Raw genomic sequence first — 18167 nt, 5'->3', positions numbered from 1 at the left:
CAACGGATTCGCCGGAATCCGAAGCGATCAGCTGATGCCGACGATCTCCTGGGCGATACTGCTCAGCCGCGTCTGAGCTGCGGAGACCACTCGCTGGCGATCCTTGTGGAGCTCCTCGTAGGCGATGACGACGCGGATGTCGGCCGGCTCGGACAGTTCCTTGACCGCCGCCACGGCGTCGTTGACGTTCAGCTCGTCGTAGCCGGCGATGGGCAGTTCCGCGGCGTCGAGGACGCCGGTCTTACCGCGCAGGTTGTGCAGGGCGTCGGCCACCTCGCCGGCGCCTTCGCGTCGGCTCACCTTCTCCGCCGCCGAGAGCGCGGCGTCACGTGATGCCGACAGGGTCTTGGCGGCGATCTCGCCGGCCTGGCTGCCGCGTGCGAGTGCATCGTCGACGGCAGGGCGGGTGGACCGGACCGTGGTCAGCACGCGGTCGACCGCCCGGGTCGCCAGTTGTCCCGGCAGGTTGGCGAGTTTGACCGCGACGCCGGCTGCGGCCTGCACCGGGGTGCGACGCAGCGCCGCAGGGCCGCCGAGGGCGTCCTCGGCCAACACGGTGGTCAGCCAGACCACGGTGGCATTGTGTGCCTCGATCAGGGAGTCGGCCAGGTCCTGGACCTGGGAGTTGCCGGCCGCGACGGCCAGTGACTTCAGATAGCGGGCACGGTCGACGAGCAGATGTTCCAGGGCGAGATCGCCCAGCAGGGCCTCGGAAAACGGCTCGGCCTGCTCGGTGAGCGCTTTGACCAGAGCCGCGGCGCGCCCGAGTAGCGGGCCGAAAATGGTTGGTGTGCCGCCGAGTTCGCGGATGGTGGCCTCGATGAGCGCCGCGCGGGTGCGGGCATTCTCGGCGTTCTTCGTCAGCTCCTGATGCACCGCATCGGTGCGGGCCTGGCTGGTGCGGAACTCCGCGATCTGGATCTCGGTGCTGGTCAGTTCCAGCATGGTCCGCAGGTTGGCGATGAGAGTGGTGGTGTCGGTCATGACGTGGGCCCCCTGGTGGATGTGTTGTCATCGGTCGGGATCGACCGTGCGGCGCGGATGCGCCTTCATTCGGTCGGCTACCCGCATATCGGGCGCTTGACACGGAATGCCCCGGCGATGTGGTCCGCATCTCATATTCCTCGGGCGGCGACCGGCCCGATTCCTATATCACCCGTCATAATCCCAGCTCGTGATATTTTATGACGAACGTTATAGGGGGTGGATCCATGGTGGAATCCGACCGGGACACGCGGCAGCGCATGGTGGCCGGCGCGGCCGACATGTTGGGGCGCGCCGGCTTCAGCGCGTTGACGGTCCGGGAATTGGCCAGGCACGCCGCGGCGCCGCTCGGATCGACGTACCACTATTTCCCGGGCGGAAAGTCGCAGTTGGCCGCCGAGGCGATCCGCTGGGTGGACGCGCGCATGACGGCGCAGTTGCAGGATGCGGCGGCGGGCGGTGCGGTCGCGCTCGTCGATCGGTTACTGAATTTGTGGCGGGAAGCTCTGGTGGACAGCGACTTCCAGTGCGGTTGTGCAGTGCTGGCGGTCGCGGTGCAGGTCGGCGAGGACGATGTCGCGCCGCGGGATGCGGCGGTGTTCGCCTTCAGCAACTGGACGTCGGCGGTGGCCGGCGCACTGCGCGATGACGGTGCGCGCCACGCGGACGCCGCCGACACCGCGATGCTGGTGGTCGCCGCCGTCGAGGGTGCGGTGGCCATGTGTCGGGCCGAGCGCAGCACCGATCCGCTCGACGCGGTGGGCCGCCGACTGCACGCGATGCTCGCCGCATTCAGAGCTTGAGCGCCAACACCTCCGACAGCGGGCGGCGGGGCGTGGGAGGCGGCACGTCGTCGAGTTCGGGCACTCGTCCCAAGCGCACGACCACCTGTGGGAACGGCCGGTTGACCAGGGCGCCGACGATATCTCGGCTCACCGGCACCTCGGTGAGGTGGCTCAGTGTGCACGATGCCAACCCTGCGACGGTGGCATCGAGCAGCAGGGCGGAAAGTGCCTCGCCGCAGCGCAATATGCCGGCCCGGGTGTCGTCGGTGGCCGAGATCACCACCAGTTGGGCGGTGTCCTCGGCAACGTGGGGGCGGCGCTCGCGATTCTGGGTGACGGGGAAGGACCGCCCGACGTCGACCCGGTCGGCCTCGGCCGCCGACACCAGAGCACTGTGCGGGATACCGTCATTGACCTCGAAGGGGGATGTCCACCAGTCGATCTCGTGATGGTAGGCCGAATCGTAGAGACGCAGCGCATCGGTGAGTTGGGAGGCGTCCGCGACGGCAGGCCGGTCGGCCGGTGCGATGACGTCCAAGGTGACGGCGGGATCAGCGGATTCACCGAGTAGCAGTTCGAAGGAGGCCCAATCGGATGGTGCTTCCATCGGCAGCCGGTCGGTGCGCCGGCGCAGGATGGCATCGGCACGCCGCCGGTGGCCGGCGGTGATATCGGTCAGCGCGGCGAAGGTGATGGTGGCCAGGTGGTGGTGATCCTCGGGATCGGGATAGCGTTGCACACGCGCTTGTAATCCGGCCGCGGCCGCCGCGACGCGGAAGTGGTCGAGCGCTGCGCCACAACTGATCACCGCCTGCCTGCCGGTGGTATCGGTGGCGACCAGTCGGTCGGTGTCGACGAAGAGTTGCACGCTGTCGGAGGTCACCACCCAGCGCCACGGCTGGCTGTTGTGGTACGACGGGGCCCGGCACGCCAGGTGCACGGCCTCCTCGAAGATCTTCACCCGGCGTGGGGCCTGCGATGTGGTCGCCATGCCACCAGTCTGTGCGGGCGCGGCGCCGGCCGGTAGGGCCGGAAGTCCCCTCATCCCTGGAGGTACGCGACGATCGCCTTGGACAGGCCGTGACGGGCCTCGTCGAGATCGATGTATGAGCCGAGTTGGCGTTCGGAGGTGATGCCGCGCATCGCCCCCGGGATGAACAGCGCGACCTCGCGCACACGGGCGGGGTCGACGTCCAGGTCGGCGAAGGCGCTCTGGCAGTCGGTGATCCAGGTCTTCTGCCAGGATGCCAGCTCGGACGCGGTCTGCGGATAGTGGCGTTCCAGCTCGGCTCGATCGCGGGGGAGCGCGGCCCGCAGGTTCTCGATGGCCCGGGAGTCGGTCGAGCTCAGTCCGGCATAGAGGATGTCCAGGATGGCTGCGACGCGCTGCGCCAGGGTTCCGTGCGGTGCGGCATGTGCCGGGAGCGTGCCGCGGCGCTCGGCGGTCCGGCGCAGAACGGCGGCCCACAGCCCGTCGATATCGCCGAACTGGTACTTGACCGTGCCCCAGGTCGCGCCGGCATCTTTGGCGATCCGGTTACCCGAGACCGACCCGGGTGCTCCGGATGCCAAGGCCTGCAACGCCGCATCGAGCATGCTCTCGCGACTGGCCTGCCCGCGCCGGTTGGTGCGGCGCTCGGCGGCTTCGGTCACCGGATGGATGCTACGCGACCCTTGACTTTAATAGAACCCTCTGTGATTGTTGGCCCATGGCAAAGCCACCACTGTCGATGAAGCCGACGGGCTGGTTCCAGGTGGCCTGGTCGGACGAGATCGGTGTCGGTGACGTACACCGGATGACCTACTTCGGCCAGGAGATGATCGCCTGGCGCGCGGCGTCCGGCCGGCTGACGGTGATGAACGCCTACTGCGAGCACCTCGGCGCGCACCTCGGTTACGGCGGGCAGGTGAAAGGCGACGTACTGCAATGCCCTTTCCATGGCTGGCAGTGGAACGACGAGGGTCGAAACGTCTGCATCCCGTATCAGGACCGGCCCAACCGAGGCAGACGGATACGGACCTATCCGGTGGTCGAGCGCAACGCGTCGGTCTACATCTGGCATGACGTGCAGGGCCGGGAACCGTTCTTCGACGCTCCGGACATCTTCGCCGACTTCGGTGCACGCACCGCCGAGGACTACTACCCCCAGCAGCGCCTTTTCCGACAGGAACTGGAACTACATCCGCAGTACGTGCTCGAAAACGGGGTGGACTTCGCGCATTTCAAATACGTGCACCAGACGCCCATCGTGCCGGTGTTCACCCGCCACGACTTCGCCGGGCCGGTGTCCTATGTCGACTTCACCATCACCTTCGAAGGCGACGACGGACAGCGGATCGAGGACGTCAACAGCGGCGTCGAGGCGATCAACGGTGGGCTCGGTATCGCCGTCACCAAGAGTTGGGGGATGGTCGACAACCGGACCATCTCGGCGGTCACCCCGGTCGACGACCGGACCTCCGACGTCCGGTTCATGGTCTACATCGGCCGGACCCCGGGTCGTGACGACCAGCGGGCCGAGGACAAGGCCCGCGAGTTCGGTGCCGAAGTCATTCGGCAGTTCACCCAGGACATCCACATCTGGTCGCACCAGCGCTATTCGGATCCGCCTGCGCTGGCCACCGCCGAGTACGAAGGGTTCACCGCAATTCGCAAGTGGGCCATGCAGTTCTATCCAGACGGTCTCGGCGGATCCGCCGCGGACCTGGCAAGAGTTCGAGAGGCAGACACCATATGATCCGCGTCTTCCAGGTAGCCACCGGCAATGTGGGCACCGAGATGATCAAACGCATTGCCGCGCATCCGGATCTGACGCTCGTCGGGTTGCACTGCTACACCCCGGAGAAGGTGGGTCGCGATGCCGGTGAGATCGCCGGTCTGGCACCCAACGGGGTGATCGCCACCGGCACGGTGGAGGAGATCATCGCCGCCGATCCCGATGTGGTGACATTCCACGGAGTGTTCCCGGACGAGGACCTCTACGTGCGGGTGCTCGAGGCGGGGATCAATATCGTGACCACCGCGGACTGGATCACCGGCTGGCACCGCGACACCAACCATCCGCACCCATCCGGGCGGCCGGTGAGCGAGGTGCTGGCCGCGGCTGCGGCCAGGGGCGGTGCGACGTTCTACGGCACGGGTATGAATCCGGGCCTGAATCAGATTCTGGGCGTGGTGTGTTCGGCCGATGTCGCCGAGATCGAGAACGTCACCACCATCGAATCGGTGGATGTGTCCTGTCACCACTCCGCCGACACCTGGAAAGAGGTCGGCTACGGGCTGCCGGTGGACGACCCGCGGCTGCCCGGCATGCTGGAGAAGTACACCCGGGTCTTCGCCGACAGTGTGTTGCTGATGGCCGACTGCTTCGACGTCCACCTCGACGAGGTGAAGTTCAGCTACGAACTCGGGGCCACCACCAAGGACGTCGACCTCGGCTGGTACCAGCTGCCCAAGGGGTCGCTGGGTGGCAACTACATCAAGTACCAGGGGATGGTCGACGGTGTCCCGAAGATCGAAACCCACCTCGAATGGCAGATGACCCCGCACACCGACCCGAGCTGGGATATCAAGGGCTGCTACATCACCCAGGTGACGGGCGATCCGTGCGTGTACAACAAGCACATGATCTTCCCCAAACCCGGCGTCGACCTCTCCGATCCGGCGAGCTTCGCCTCGATCGGGATGACCGTGACCGGTCTGCCCGCACTCAACGCCATCGCCTCGGTGGTCGCGGCGGCACCGGGGCTGCTCACCAGTGCCGACCTGCCCTTGCGGGGTTTCGCCGGACGGTTCGCCTAGCGCACGAGCGGGACGGCCACGGAGCCGGTCCGCGGTCCGCGGGTAACGTGGATCGCCGGTCGGCAGCGCCGTCGACCGAGCGAACCGCCCGACCCTGGAGGAAGACCGATGACGGCCTTCGACAATGGCATCGCCCTGCAACCCGCCGGTGAACGACTGTTGCGCGGTCGCACCGTGCCCGAATGGGCGAACATGGTCGGCCCGTTCGGGGGCATCACCGCCGCAGCGCTGCTGCGGGCCATCGAACTGCAGCCCGATGTGCACGGTCAACCGGTGGCGCTGACGGTGAACTACCTGGCTCCGATCGTCGAAGGCGACTTCGAGATCAGCACCCGCGCGGTGCGCACCAACCGATCCAACCAGCATTGGTTCGTCGAGCTCAGCCAGGACGGTGACGTGTTGACCACCGCCACCGCGGTTTTCGGGGTCCGGCGGGACACCTGGGGTGACACCGAACCGGCAAGCCCGTCGGTGCCCGCACCCGCGGAGGTGCCGGTCGGTCCGGACAAGGGGCCGACCTGGATGCGCAACTACGACATGCGCTATGTCACCGGCGCCATCCCGGATGCCGGTGACGGTGAATCCGCGTCCTCGGAGACCACGCTGTGGGTTCGGGACAACCCCCCTCGGCCATGGGATTTCGCCGCATTGACCGCTGTCTGTGACATCTTCTACCCGCGCATCTACCTGCGGCTCGGGCGTCCGCTGCCCGCGGGCACCGTGTCGATCACGGTGTACTTCCACGCCGACAGCGACGCCTTGGCCGCCCAGGGCGATGACCATGTGCTGGCAACCGCACGTGCACAACAGTATTCGTCCGGCCATTTCGACCAAGCCGCCCAGATCTGGGGGACCGGTGGAAGGCTGCTGGCCACCAGCCATCAGATCGTCTACTTCAAGGGATGAGCGCGGTACTGCGGTAGGCAGTCCTGGAACCGGATTCCGAACAGGGATGCGCGGGCACCGGGAACCAGGGTGTCGGCCCGATCAGCCCGGTGCCCGGGCAAGAAACGCCCCGGAGTCCGCGGACCTGACCTACGGACCGGTGACTAGGGGTTTTCAAGGGTCCGCCGGCTGACGGAAGACGCAAGTCTGGGACGTGTGAAACTCATCAGCACCGTCACCGAGTCCGATGCCGAACTGGCTGCGCGTTTCGAACGTGACACCGCGCCCCTGCGACCCGTATTGATGCGGGGTGCGCGCCGGCTGACCCGCAACGAAGCCGACGCCGAGGACCTGTTGCAGGACGCCCTGATGCACGCATTCATGGGTTTCCGCCGGTTCGAGCCCGGCACCAACCTCAACGCGTGGTTGTTCCGCATCATGCACAACCGCTGGATCAGCAACCATCGGATGAGGCAACGGCGCCCGGCGGAGCACGCGGTCGGGTCGGTCGCCGATCTGGACCTGCCCGCCGCCATGATGCGCAGCGCCCCGTCGGCGGAAGCGACGGCGATGGAGGTCCTCCCGGATGCCGACATCAAGGCCGCGCTGAATCAGCTTCCGGAGGGCTTCCGGACCGCCCTCTACTACGCCGACGTGCAGGGACTGACCTACGCCGAGACCGCGCGCGTGATGGGCACCCCCGTCGGCACCGTGATGTCGCGGGTGTTCCGCGCCCGCGCGCAGCTGCGCGACACCTTGGCCGGCGTCGCCCGGGAACGCGGTGTGGGCGGCGTCCAGCTCGAACAGGTTTCCGCTTGAGGATGTTTCGGCTTGAAAACAAGGAGAGGCACGACATGACAAAGGAATTGACTGGGCAGACCGCCCTGGTGACCGGTGGCACCGCGGGCATCGGGAGGGCCTGCGCACGCCTGCTGGCCGATGCGGGGGCCACGGTGCTGGTCACGGGGCGCAACCGCGAGCGAGGGGAGTCCGCGGCCGCCGCCCTCGGTGCCGATGTCCGCTTCCTCCACGCCGATATGTCCGACCTCGAATCGGTCGCGGCACTGATCGAACAGGCGCCCCGGGTGGACATCCTGGTCAACAATGCCGCCACCTTCCCGGGGGCCCTGACCGTGGAACAGGATGTCGCCACCTTCGCATCCACCTTCGACACCAACGTCCGGGGCCCGTATTTTCTGGTGGCCGGCCTGGTTCCGGGGATGCTGCAGCGTGGGCACGGCAGCATCATCAACGTCACCTCCATGGTGGCGTCCAAGGGCGTGCCGGGCGCGTCGGTGTACAGCGCGTCCAAGGCCGCGGTGGAGTCACTGACCCGCACGTGGGCGGTGGAATTCGGGCCGCACGGTGTGCGAGTCAACACCGTGGCACCCGGGCCGACCAACACCGAAGGGGTGGTCGCCGAATGGGGCGCCACCAATGACGAACTCGGCCGGGCACTCCCGCTCGGGCGTACCGCGGAGCCCGCCGAGATCGCGCAGGCGGTGTTGTTCCTCGCCTCCGCCGCCTCCAGTTTCGTCACCGGCCTGACCCTGCACGCCGATGGTGGCGGCGCTGCCGCCTAGCAGAGGAGAGACCCCAGATGTCTGAGGCTTGGAAGACGGCGGTGACCGTCCTGCAGGAAACACAACCGGTGATCCCGCCGGACGCGCACGTGATGACCATCGTCATCGAGTACCCGCCCGGTGATCCGGGAGCCCCTCCGCACCGTCATCCGGGGCCGGCGTTCGGGTACGTCATCGAGGGCGAGATGCTCTTCGAATTGGAGGGTCAGTCACCGCGCGTGGTCCGAGCCGGGGAGGCGTTCTGGGAGCCGGGCGGTGATGTCATCCACTACAGCGACGGCAACAACCGCGCCGATATCCCGAGCAAGTTCACCGTGACGATGATCTGCGTTCCCGGTCGGCCGATGTTGGAGCTGGTCGACCCCCAGGAGTTGGCTCGACGCAAAGACCGGCGGTGGCGTCCGCAGTGACAGCGATGAGCCCTCCCGCCGGTCGGCGGGAGGGCTCATCGGATGAGAGTGGGCCTCTTAGCGGGCAGTCTTGCGGTGACGTCCCATCAGAGCGGTCAGCCAGCGAACATCGAGCAGCATGTGTGTTCCGCCTTTCGGTTATGCGGTCTTGTGCAGGAGTGGGAGCAGCCGACGCCGGGCCAGGGTGCCCTCGGCGAAGTGGTGCAGCGCCTCCGGGACGGAGACCGTGATGGGGAATGCGTCGTCGAGCAGTCGCAGGACATCGAGAACCTCGGGGCTCGCGATGAGCGCCCACTCGACTCCGGCGATATCGCACTCATCATCGAGGGCGTAGAGGAGAGACACACCACGCGCGGACAGGTACGTCACGTCACTCAGATCGAGTGCGAACGGCTTTTCCGCGAGGACCAGTCGGCGGACCTTCTGGGTGAGTCGATCGAAGTTGTCGTCATCGATGGCACCTGAGACGGTCACCACCATCGCGAGGTGGCGGCATTGTGCTCGCAGTTCGGCGCCGTCGCACTCGACCGCCGGGTTGCCGTAGCGAAATGCGATCGTCATGTTCTGCCTCCCTTCTGGTTCGTGACCTGTCGTGCTGATGTCTTCGAAGTTATCGGCGGAACTTAAGGTACTTGGGAGTAGTGGTTAATACTTTGCTAAGAAGATAGTCTGAGAGCCGGATAAGGGTTCGTTGAAGAAATTGAAACCCGTTGTTGGGCAGTTGTTTTCGGTGATCGGTTTCATCAACCGAAATGGTGGGCACACATTAGGGCTGGGTAGCCCAATTTTCGGTATCAGTGTGCGGACTGATTTCCCGAATAGTTGTGCCACGGCGAGTAGTCCGCGATCAACGCCTCCTGGGGCGGCCGGAGCCCTTCGGGCACGTGCTGCAGATTTATCCGGACGCGGTACCAAATCGAACTCGGACCGCGCATTCCATCGATCAGGATGTCCACCGGTTCGAGCCGCTCGGACGCCTCGCGGTGGCGGTCGCGCCACACCTCCAGTGCCGCCATCGCCTCGTCGCGGGTTTTGGTCCTGGCAACTTCGATGAGTGGCATCTGCGAGGTCCGCCGTCCGTCGACGCTCTTCTTCGGCGGCGGCTTCTCCGCAGGCCCCAACCGATCGGCGAGGGCCAGCAGTTCGGTCAGATCGCCCGGGTGGGCATCCATCTCCGCCCACGGATCGCCGATCTCGGCGAACCGGGCCCCCACCGTGCCGACGGTGAACAGCTCGGGCCGGCAACCGGGCACCTCGCCCCAGTGCAATGGGGTGGATACCCGCGCATCAGGCCTGGCGCGCACCGAATAGGCCGAGGCCACCGTGCGGTCCTTGGCGTTCTGGTTGAAGTCGACGAACACCCGCGCGCCGCGTTCTTCCTTCCACCACCGGGACGTGGCCAGCTCCGGCGCCCGCCGCTCCACCTCTCTGGCCACCGACTCGGCGGCCAGCCGCACCTGCTTGTACGGCCAGTCCGGGCGGATGCGCGCATAGATGTGGAACCCGCGGGAGCCGGAGGTCTTGGGCCAGGGGGTCAGGCCGTGGTCTTCCAGCACCCCGCGGGTGACCTCCGCGACCGCCAGAATCTCGCCCCAGTCGACCCCGGGCATCGGGTCGAGGTCGACGCGCAGCTCATCGGGATGCTCCAGGTCTTCTGCCTGCACCGGGTGCGGGTTGAAGTCGATACAGCCGAGGCCGACCGCCCAGACCAGGCCGGCGGCGTCGGTGATGACCGCTTCCTTGGCCGATGTCCCGGACGCGTATCTCAACTCGGCGACGCCGACGAAGTCCGGGCGCTTCTCCGGTGCCCGTTTCTGGAAGATCGCCTCTTCCCCGATGCCCTTGACGAAGCGTTTGAGAATCATCGGCCGGTTGTGCACGCCGCGCAGCGCACCCTCGGCAACGCTGCGGTAGTAGTCGACGAGGGCGATCTTGGTGATCGGCGGCCGGCCGTCGGCCGCGGGGAAGACCACCTTGTCGGGGTTGCTGACGGACACCTCGTGACCGCCGACCTCCAGCGTCCTGCGACTGCCGGCCGAAGCGCCCATACGGCCATGGTAGTTATCTGCCGCGACTCGACACGCGTCACATATTGTGGCGGTCATGTCGAGTCTCACAGACCTGCCCGCTCAGGCAGTGGCCAAAGCCCAGCAATACCTCGGCCGCGGCGCCGCGGAGTTGCATTACGCCCGCAAGATGTTCGAGGCGGGAGCCCTGCGGCTCGAATCGCCGCAGGCGATGGCCGCCATGCTCGCCGATATCCGACGTTGGGGGGAGTTCGGGATGATCCCGGCGCTGAACGCCCGGCGCCATCCCGACCACGTCGCTGTCATCGACGACGACGGGGAGATGACCTTCGGTGAGCTGGACCGGGCCGCGCACGCGGTGGCCAACGGTCTGCGCGCCAAGGGGGTCAAAGGCGGCGACGGTGTCGCGCTGCTGATCCGCAACCACCGCTGGTTCCTGGTCGGGGTGTACGGCGCCGCCCGGGTGGGTGCCCGCATCATCCTGCTCAACAGTGAGTTCTCCGGGCCGCAGATCAAGGAGGTCTCCGAACGCGAGGGCGCGCGGGTCATCATCTACGACGACGAGTACACCGCGGCGGTCGCGCAGGCCGAGCCGGCGCTGGGCAAATTCCGGGCGCTGGCCACCAACCCCGATTCCGAGGAACCGTCGGGTTCCACCGACGACACCCTGGCCGACCTCATTGCGCGTAGCAGCAAGCAGCCCGCGCCGAAGGTGACCAAGCATTCGTCGGTCATCATTTTGACCAGCGGGACCACCGGCACCCCCAAGGGCGCCAACCGCAGCACGCCTCCCTCGCTCGCACCCATCGGCGGGGTGTTGTCCCACGTCCCGTTCAGGTCCGGGGAGGTCACCTCACTGCCGGCGCCGATGTTCCACGCGCTGGGCTTCCTGCACGCGACCATCGCGATGATGCTGGGGACCACGCTCGTGCTGCGCCGACGGTTCAAGCCGGCCACCGTGCTGGCCGATATCGAGAAGCACAAGGTGACCGCCATCGTGGTGGTCCCGGTGATGTTGTCGCGCATGCTCGACGAACTGGAGAAGACCTCGCCCAAGCCCGACCTGTCGAGCCTGCGGATCGTCTTCGTCTCCGGATCCCAGCTCGGCGCCGAACTCGCCAGCCGGGCGCTGCGCGACCTCGGGCCGATCATCTACAACCTGTACGGCTCGACCGAGATCGCGTTCGCCACCATTGCCCGGCCCAAGGATCTGTCCATCAACCCGGCGACCGTCGGCCCCCCGGTCAAGGGCATCACAGTGAAGATCCTCGACGACAACGGCAACGAGCAGCCACAGGGCGAGGTGGGGCGCATCTTCGTGCGCAACACCTTTCCGTTCCAGGGGTACACCGGCGGCGGCGGAAAACAGATCATCGACGGCATGTTGTCCTCCGGCGACGTGGGCTATTTCGACGAGCACGGGCTGCTCTATGTGTCGGGCCGTGATGACGAGATGATCGTGTGCGGCGGCGAGAACGTCTTCCCCGCCGAGGTCGAGGACCTCATCAGCGGGCACCCCGAGGTGGTCGAGGCCACCGCGCTGGGGGTCGAGGACAAGGAGTGGGGTCACCGGCTGCGTGCCTTCGTCGTCAAGGCCGAGGGCGCGAGCATCGACGAGGACGTCATCAAGGCCTACGTGAAGGACAACCTGGCCCGTTACAAGGTGCCGCGGGAGGTCATCTTCCTCGACGAGTTGCCGCGCAACCCGACCGGCAAGATCCTCAAGCGTGAGCTGCGCGAGATCGGCAGTGATTCCGTCGAGCAGTAGCCGGGGAATAGCGGTGCCGGCGCCGGGGTAGTTCTACGGCGTGAACATCGACCTTTCCGGCAGGACCGCACTCGTCACCGGCTCCACCCAGGGCATCGGCCTGGCCATCGCGCAAGGACTGGCCTCGGCCGGTGCGCGCGTCATCGTCAACGGCCGCACCCAGGCCCGGGTCGACGAGGCGGTGGCCGGTATCAGGGGCGGTCCCGGCGGCGGCGATGCCGTCGGTTTCGCCGGTGATGTCGCCGACGCCGACGGCGCCACGGCCTTGGTCGCCGAGTTCCCCGGCGTCGATGTGTTGGTGAACAACCTGGGCATCTTCGAGGCGGTACCGGCGCGCGAGGTCACCGACGCACAGTGGCAGCGCTACTTCGAGGTCAACGTGCTCTCTGCGGTCCGGCTGATCCGGGCCTATCTGCCGTCGATGATCGACAACGGTTGGGGCCGAGCCATCCAGATCGCCAGCGATTCGGCGATCGTCACCCCGGCCGAGATGATCCACTACGGGGTGTCCAAGACCGCGCTGCTCGCCGTCACCCGCGGATTCGCCAAGGATGCCGCGGGGACCGGCGTCACGGTGAACTCGGTGATCGCCGGACCGACTCATACCGCGGGCGTCGAAGAATTCGTCTATCAGTTGGTGGACAAGGCCCTGCCCTGGGAGGAGGCGCAGCGCGAGTTCATGCGCGCGCACCGCCCACAGTCGTTGCTGCAGAGGCTCATCGAGCCGGCGGAGATCGCCAACATGGTGACCTACCTCGCGTCGCCGCTGGCCTCGGCGACCACCGGTGGGGCGCTGCGCGTCGACGGGGGTTACGTCGACGCGATCCTGCCCTGACGGACTTCCCGCGAGCAGACGCAAATGGCCCCCACATCAAGCGATGTGGGGGCCATTTGCGTCTGGTCGCGCGAGGGTTACGGGTCGCGGGGCAGGCCGAGCAGACGCTCGGCAATGATGTTGAGCTGCACCTCGGTGGTGCCGCCGTAGATGGTGGTGGCGCGGCTGAACAGCAACCGCTCCGACCACTTGCCCGGGTCCTGCTCCTTGTCGCCGATGGCGCCGTCGGTGCCGAACGAGGACACCCCGAACTCGGCATAACCCTGACCGGTCTTCATGGACAACAGCTTGGAGATGGCCGCGGCCGGCATCGGATCCCCACCGGCAAGGGTGAGCAGCGTCGAGCGCAGGTTGAGCACCTTGGCCGCATAACCTTCGGCGATCAGCTTGCCCGCATGGTTCTGTTCGATCTGGTCGAACTGGCCGTCGCGGACGAACTCCACGAACTGCTCCAGGCTGGCCAGGAACGGCGGTTCGGCGCTGCCGATCGACACCCGCTCGTTGGTCAGGGTGTTACGGCTGACCTCCCAGCCGCGGTCCACCTCGCCGAGCACCATGGAGTCCGGCACGAACACGTCGTCGATGAACACCGTGTTGAACATGGCGTCACCGGTGAGTTCGCGCAGCGGCTTCACCTCGACACCCTCGGACTTCATGTCCAGCAGGAAGTAGGTGATGCCATTGTGTTTCGGTGCGGTCGGGTCGGTCCGAGCCAGCAGCGCACCCCACTGGGAGAACTGCGCGCCGGTGGTCCAGATCTTCTGGCCGGTGATGCGCCAGCCACCGTCGACCTTGGTGGCCTTGGTGGTCAGGCTGGCCAGATCCGATCCCGCGCCCGGCTCGGAAAACAGCTGGCACCAGATCATCTCGCCGCGGAAGGTCGGCGGCAGGAACTGCTGCTGCTGCTCATCGGTGCCGTAGGCGACGATGGACGGAATGATCCACGCGGCGATGCCCATCTGCGGGCGGGCGACCCGTCCGGTCGAGAACTCCTGGGCGATGATGATCTGCTCGATCGGTGCCGCATTGCGACCCCACGGCTTGGGCAGATGCGGCTGCACCCAGCCACCTTCGGCGATCGCCGCGTTGCGCTCTTCGCGTGCAATGGCTTTCAGGCCCGCCACCTCGGCGCGGATTTCTTCGCGGATCTTCTCGGTGTCGGGGTCCAGGTCGATGTCCAGCTTGCGCAACCCCGCGCCGGTCGCGGTGTCGACGACCCGCTGGGGATAGTCGGCGGCCCGGCCGAAGCTGGCGACCAACACCAGGGCCCGGCGGTAGTAGATGTTGGTGTCATGCTCCCAGGTGAAGCCGATGCCGCCGTGCACCTGGATGCACTCCTGGGCGGTGTGCTGGGCCGCTTCCGGTGCCAGCGTGCCCGCGACCGCGGCGGCGAACTGGTACTTGGAATCGTCACTGCCGCCGTGGAATTCGTCGATCGCGCGGGCGGCGTCCCAGACCGCGGCGGTGGCCCGCTCGGTCTCGGCGATCATGCCGGCGCACTTGTGTTTGATGGCCTGGAACTGGCCGATGGGCCGGCCGAACTGCTCGCGGATCTTGGCGTATTCGGTCGCGGTGTCGGTGGACCACCGGGCGACGCCGATGCACTCGGCCGACAGCAGCGTGGTGATGAGCGCGAGGGCGTGGTCGCGGGTGAGGTTCGACAGCACCCGGTCGGCACCGACCTCGACGGCGCTGACCCGGACATGGGCCAGGGGCCGAAGCGGATCGAGACTCTTGACCTCCTCGATCTCGACGGTGTCGGCGTCGAGGACCACCCATTCCTCACTGCTGTCGATCGACACCGGCAGGACCAGCCACGAGGCCTGCGCGGCGGCCGGCACAGCCCGTGCCTCACCGCGGATGACGAGCGTGTCGCCCTGGCGGGTGGCGGTCAGCCCGGAGTCGATGGCGTAGGCGGCAATGCTCGCTCCGGTCGCCAGATCCTTGAGCAGCGCGGACTCGGTGTCGTGAGCCGAGATCAGTGCGCTGGCGATCGCGGACGGCACGAACGGTCCGGGTACCGCGCCGTAGCCGAACTCGGCGAGCGTGATGGCCAGTTCCAGAATCCCGAAGCCCTGGCCGCCGACGGCCTCGGACAGGTGCACACCGTGCAGGCCCTGCTCGGCAGCGGCCTTCCAGTACGGGGGCGGGTTGGAGATCGGCGTCTCCAGGGCCTCGTGCAGGACGTCTGACGGGGCGACTTTGGCTACCAGCGACCGGACCGAGTCGGCCAGGTCATTGTGTTCAGAGTTGATCGCGATGGGCACGCTTAACCTCCATGGGGCAACTTCCCTATTAACCGGTCGGTTGGTAACCGAGCGTACCCCGGGGGTGATGGCAGTCACCCCCGGGCCCTAGTTCACTTGGTTCACCACGTTGGCGAGCGGAAGGCCGTCCCGCAGCCGCCGACAGTTGTCGACCGCGACCTCCAGATAGCGGCGCATGGTGTCGACCGTGTACCAGGTGACGTGCGGGGTCAGCACCACGTTGTCCAGTTCCAGCAGGGGATTGCCGGGTGGCACGGGTTCGACGGCGAAGACGTCCAGGCCGGCCGCGCCCAGCCGGCCTGCGCGCAACGCGTCGGCCAGAGCGTCCTCGTCGACGATCGGCCCGCGCGCGGTGTTGACGAGCACCGCGCCGGGTTTCATCGACGCCAGCGCGTCCCGGTCGATCAGGTGCCGGGTCGCCGGGGTCAACGGCAAGTGCAGCGAGACGATGTCGCTCTCGGCGAGCAGTGCCGGTAACGGCTGCCAGCCCGGGTGGCCGTCGTCGCGGGTGCTGGTGTGCAACACCCGGGCGCCCAGCGTCTTGAGTACCGCCTCCACCTGTTTGGCGATGTTCCCGTAGCCGACCAGCCCCACCGTGCAGCCGCCGATATCGCGCACCGTCTCCCCGAGGCTCGGGTCCGACGGCCAGCCGCGGCCCGCGCGGGTGGCGCGATCCAGCACGGGCAACCTGCGCAGGGCGGCGAGCATCAACAGCAGGGTGCCCTCGGTGACCGACGGCGCGTTGGCGCCGGGCATGTTCGCGACGGCGATCCCGGCGCGGGTCGCCGCGTCGACATCGATGGTGTTCACCCCGGCGCCCAGCTTGTGCACCAGTCGGCACTGGGCGGCGAGGCCGAGATCGGCTTCCGAGAGCGGACGCAGCACATGCCAGATCACGTCGGCGCCGGGCAGCTCCCGGTGCAAGGTGGTGTCGTCATCCTCTGCGCACCACCGGACATCCAGCCAATCCGATTCTGCAGCAACGAAATCCATCACCCGCCGACCGGGGGTGAAATGGGCCAGTACCTTCAGCGCCACCTTTTCGCGATCCACTTGGCGATGGTATCGGCCTGTTCGCTGCGGGCCCCCGGGGTGGTGAAGTAGTGGTCGGTGTCGATCGACAACCGGGCCTTGTCGGTGCTGGCGAGAGCATCATGGATGCGTTGGGCATCCGAGGGATACACGCCGGTGTCCTGCTCTGCGTTGATCACCAGGGCCGGGCAGTCGATGAGCGCGAGATGGGGTTCGGCCCTGGTCTGGGCGTGCCGCAGGCTCCACATGCCGATCCAGTTGCGCAGTGTGCACGCAGCCGCGATGCCATACGCGGATCGGTTGGCCTTGACCGGCGGGCCCGCGTAGCACATGTTGGGCTGACGTCTCGTCGGCTCCAGGGTGGGGTCGACCATCCGGGGGTCGGCCCAGGTGCGCAACACCGTGAACGGCCGGTCTGAATACCCGGCGGCCCGTACACGTTTGAGCTCGGACTCCGCCCAGTCCGTGATGGCATCGTTGCGGGCCACCTGTGCGGCGCGGTAGCGGGCGATGAAGTCTGCCGAGTAGGGCGGGCCGTTCTTCGCGTCGAACAGGTCCAGGGTGGGATCGGTTCCCAGCGCATCGTTCTCGTCGATGACGGAGGCGTCCATCCACGCGGTGAGCACATCGGGCCGGCCGGGGTGCGCGGCGCTGGCCACGTAACCATCGGCCGGGGGCAGGTCGGCGAGACCCGCGGCCGGCCGCATCCCGTCGAGCGGGGCGATATGGTGGTGCACCGCCTGGGCCTGATAGGCGGCCATCAGTGAGCCGCCACCGGAATTGCCCAGCAGCACCACGGTTTCGATGCCCTGCACCTCGCGTAGCCAGCGGATCCCGACGCCGATGTCGACCAGGGCGTGATCCAGCAGGAAGGTGCTCTCGAAACCGCGGAAGCGGGTGTTCCAGCCGAGGAACCCGATTCCGCGGGTGGCCAGGTAGTCGGCGAGGTAGTGCTCGGAGAAATCGATCTGATAATGCGTCGCGATGACCGCGACCTTGGGCTTGCGGCCGACCCCACGATGGTAGAGCCCTTGGCAGGGGTGCCCGCCGGCCCCGGCGCGGCGCGCGGTGGGTGAATCCATTCCGACGAACTCCCGGGTCACCCCCGGCGTCTGGCCCTTCGTCGTCATGGCAGTGAGGTCTCCTTGTGATAGATCGTCCGGTGGAAGATCGCGGCCAGGGTGGCAATGCAGGCGTCGTCATCGGCGGTCTGCGCGCCGGTGCCCGAAAGTTGGGTGTAGCAGAACTGGTTCAGCATGGACACCAGGGCGACGGCGATCAGATGCGGGTCATCGCCGGCGCAGTAGCCCTCGCCCTGCGCCTGGACCACCATTTTCGTGATCAGCGCGATGGGCAGGGCGCAGATTTCTGCCCAGTACTGCGCGAAATCGTCGCTGACCATGGCCAGCTGGGACACCGCGATGATCTCGGCGAGCCGATGTCGGTAGGTGTGCCAGTGCGCGGCCGCGGCGGCGTGCGCACGCTCGGCATTGCTCAGTCCCGGCTCGTTGGCCGCGATCACCCGGTCGCGCGCTTCATCGCGGAAGCGGACGGCCCACTCGCGCACCATCGCTTCCTTGGAGTCGTAGTAGTTGTAGTACGACGCGGTGGAGCGACCGGCTTCGGCGGCGATATCGGCGATGGTGGCAGCCAGAATTCCCTTGCGGGCGATCACTGTTCGAGCGGCCGCATCGATGGCGGCCTGCGTCTGGCGCCCGCGCGCGGTGGGCAGCTCAACCCGAGCGGTCACAGGGTCCCTTCGTTGATCGAATCTGAATCTGATGTTAGA

At 67.2% G+C, this 18167-nt stretch carries 18 protein-coding genes; 9 read left to right on the top strand and 9 right to left on the bottom strand.

The genetic code is table 11. The annotated features are described in order from the left end of the window. Window positions 1–27 precede the first annotated feature (27 nt). Window positions 28–984, bottom strand: coding sequence for a hypothetical protein (locus tag A7U43_RS00490; protein ID WP_067989832.1), 957 nt, complete (start codon window positions 982–984; stop codon window positions 28–30). 227 nt (window positions 985–1211) lie between these two features. On the opposite strand from A7U43_RS00490, the gene A7U43_RS00485 reads away from it, so the two are divergent. Further along, window positions 1212–1787: a TetR/AcrR family transcriptional regulator gene (locus A7U43_RS00485; protein ID WP_067989830.1), complete on the top strand. Its 576-nt coding sequence runs from the start codon at window positions 1212–1214 to the stop codon at window positions 1785–1787. Here the strand turns inward: A7U43_RS00485 and A7U43_RS00480 are convergent. Both A7U43_RS00480 and A7U43_RS00475 read right to left on the bottom strand, forming a co-directional pair. Then, the gene (locus A7U43_RS00480; protein ID WP_067989829.1) at window positions 1777–2760 is read right to left on the bottom strand and encodes an Acg family FMN-binding oxidoreductase; all 984 of its coding nucleotides are present in this window, start codon (window positions 2758–2760) and stop codon (window positions 1777–1779) included. The genes A7U43_RS00485 and A7U43_RS00480 overlap by 11 nt on opposite strands. A gap of 50 nt (window positions 2761–2810) precedes the next feature. Next, entirely contained in the window at window positions 2811–3422 is a 612-nt protein-coding gene (locus tag A7U43_RS00475; protein ID WP_067989827.1) for a TetR/AcrR family transcriptional regulator, read from the bottom strand. Between the two features lie 56 nt (window positions 3423–3478). Here A7U43_RS00475 and A7U43_RS00470 point away from each other — a divergent pair, with 56 nt between their 5' ends. From A7U43_RS00470 to A7U43_RS00445, 6 genes are all read left to right on the top strand, one after another. Then, complete coding sequence (locus A7U43_RS00470; RefSeq protein WP_067989826.1) at window positions 3479–4507, top strand: Rieske 2Fe-2S domain-containing protein; 1029 nt, start codon at window positions 3479–3481, stop codon at window positions 4505–4507. Then, complete coding sequence (locus A7U43_RS00465; protein WP_067989824.1) at window positions 4504–5571, top strand: NAD(P)H-dependent amine dehydrogenase family protein; 1068 nt, start codon at window positions 4504–4506, stop codon at window positions 5569–5571. The genes A7U43_RS00470 and A7U43_RS00465 overlap by 4 nt, the downstream gene beginning before the upstream one ends. A 108-nt stretch (window positions 5572–5679) precedes the next feature. Then, on the top strand, window positions 5680–6477 hold the full coding sequence (locus A7U43_RS00460) for an acyl-CoA thioesterase (protein WP_067989822.1): 798 nt from the start codon (window positions 5680–5682) through the stop codon (window positions 6475–6477). A 195-nt stretch (window positions 6478–6672) separates the two neighbouring features. Beyond that, complete coding sequence (locus A7U43_RS00455) at window positions 6673–7275, top strand: sigma-70 family RNA polymerase sigma factor (protein ID WP_231963494.1); 603 nt, start codon at window positions 6673–6675, stop codon at window positions 7273–7275. A 35-nt stretch (window positions 7276–7310) separates the two neighbouring features. Continuing rightward, entirely contained in the window at window positions 7311–8039 is a 729-nt protein-coding gene (locus A7U43_RS00450) for an SDR family NAD(P)-dependent oxidoreductase (RefSeq protein ID WP_068001641.1), read from the top strand. Between the two features lie 17 nt (window positions 8040–8056). Continuing rightward, on the top strand, window positions 8057–8449 hold the full coding sequence (locus tag A7U43_RS00445; protein ID WP_067989819.1) for a cupin domain-containing protein: 393 nt from the start codon (window positions 8057–8059) through the stop codon (window positions 8447–8449). A gap of 138 nt (window positions 8450–8587) precedes the next feature. On the opposite strand, the gene A7U43_RS00440 is transcribed toward A7U43_RS00445, so the two are convergent. Continuing rightward, window positions 8588–9010, bottom strand: coding sequence for an STAS domain-containing protein (locus tag A7U43_RS00440; protein WP_067989817.1), 423 nt, complete (start codon window positions 9008–9010; stop codon window positions 8588–8590). Window positions 9011–9243: 233 nt separating this feature from the next. Next, window positions 9244–10497: a DNA polymerase domain-containing protein gene (locus A7U43_RS00435; RefSeq protein ID WP_067989815.1), complete on the bottom strand. Its 1254-nt coding sequence runs from the start codon at window positions 10495–10497 to the stop codon at window positions 9244–9246. A 55-nt stretch (window positions 10498–10552) separates the two neighbouring features. Between A7U43_RS00435 and fadD2 the strand changes: the two genes are divergently transcribed. Together fadD2 and A7U43_RS00425 are read left to right on the top strand one after the other, a co-directional pair. Then, window positions 10553–12244, top strand: a complete 1692-nt coding sequence (gene fadD2, locus A7U43_RS00430) for a long-chain-fatty-acid--CoA ligase FadD2 (protein WP_068001638.1) — start codon at window positions 10553–10555, stop codon at window positions 12242–12244. 40 nt (window positions 12245–12284) lie between these two features. Next, window positions 12285–13079 (top strand): SDR family NAD(P)-dependent oxidoreductase, encoded by a 795-nt coding sequence (locus tag A7U43_RS00425; RefSeq protein WP_067989812.1) that lies wholly within the window; start codon window positions 12285–12287, stop codon window positions 13077–13079. Between the two features lie 77 nt (window positions 13080–13156). Here A7U43_RS00425 and A7U43_RS00420 read toward each other — a convergent pair whose 3' ends face one another. The 4 genes from A7U43_RS00420 to A7U43_RS00405 all read right to left on the bottom strand — a co-directional run bounded on the left by A7U43_RS00420 (window position 13157) and on the right by A7U43_RS00405 (window position 18128). After that, complete coding sequence (locus A7U43_RS00420) at window positions 13157–15346, bottom strand: acyl-CoA dehydrogenase (protein ID WP_067989810.1); 2190 nt, start codon at window positions 15344–15346, stop codon at window positions 13157–13159. A gap of 87 nt (window positions 15347–15433) precedes the next feature. Further along, a complete protein-coding gene (locus A7U43_RS00415; protein ID WP_082902342.1) occupies window positions 15434–16339 on the bottom strand; it encodes a 2-hydroxyacid dehydrogenase in 906 nt (301 codons plus the stop codon). 35 nt (window positions 16340–16374) lie between these two features. Then, entirely contained in the window at window positions 16375–17508 is a 1134-nt protein-coding gene (locus A7U43_RS00410) for an alpha/beta hydrolase (protein ID WP_067989807.1), read from the bottom strand. Beyond that, window positions 17505–18128 carry a TetR/AcrR family transcriptional regulator gene (locus A7U43_RS00405; RefSeq protein WP_067989805.1) on the bottom strand — a complete coding sequence of 208 codons (624 nt, stop codon included), beginning with the start codon at window positions 18126–18128 and terminating at the stop codon, window positions 17505–17507. Before A7U43_RS00405 ends, A7U43_RS00410 begins: the two co-directional genes overlap by 4 nt. Window positions 18129–18167 lie beyond the last annotated feature (39 nt).

The organism is Mycobacterium adipatum (assembly GCF_001644575.1).
GTDB lineage: Bacteria > Actinomycetota > Actinomycetes > Mycobacteriales > Mycobacteriaceae > Mycobacterium > Mycobacterium adipatum.
The sequence above is the reverse complement of the archived record's forward strand: the minus strand, read 5'-3'. Positions and strand labels throughout refer to the sequence as shown.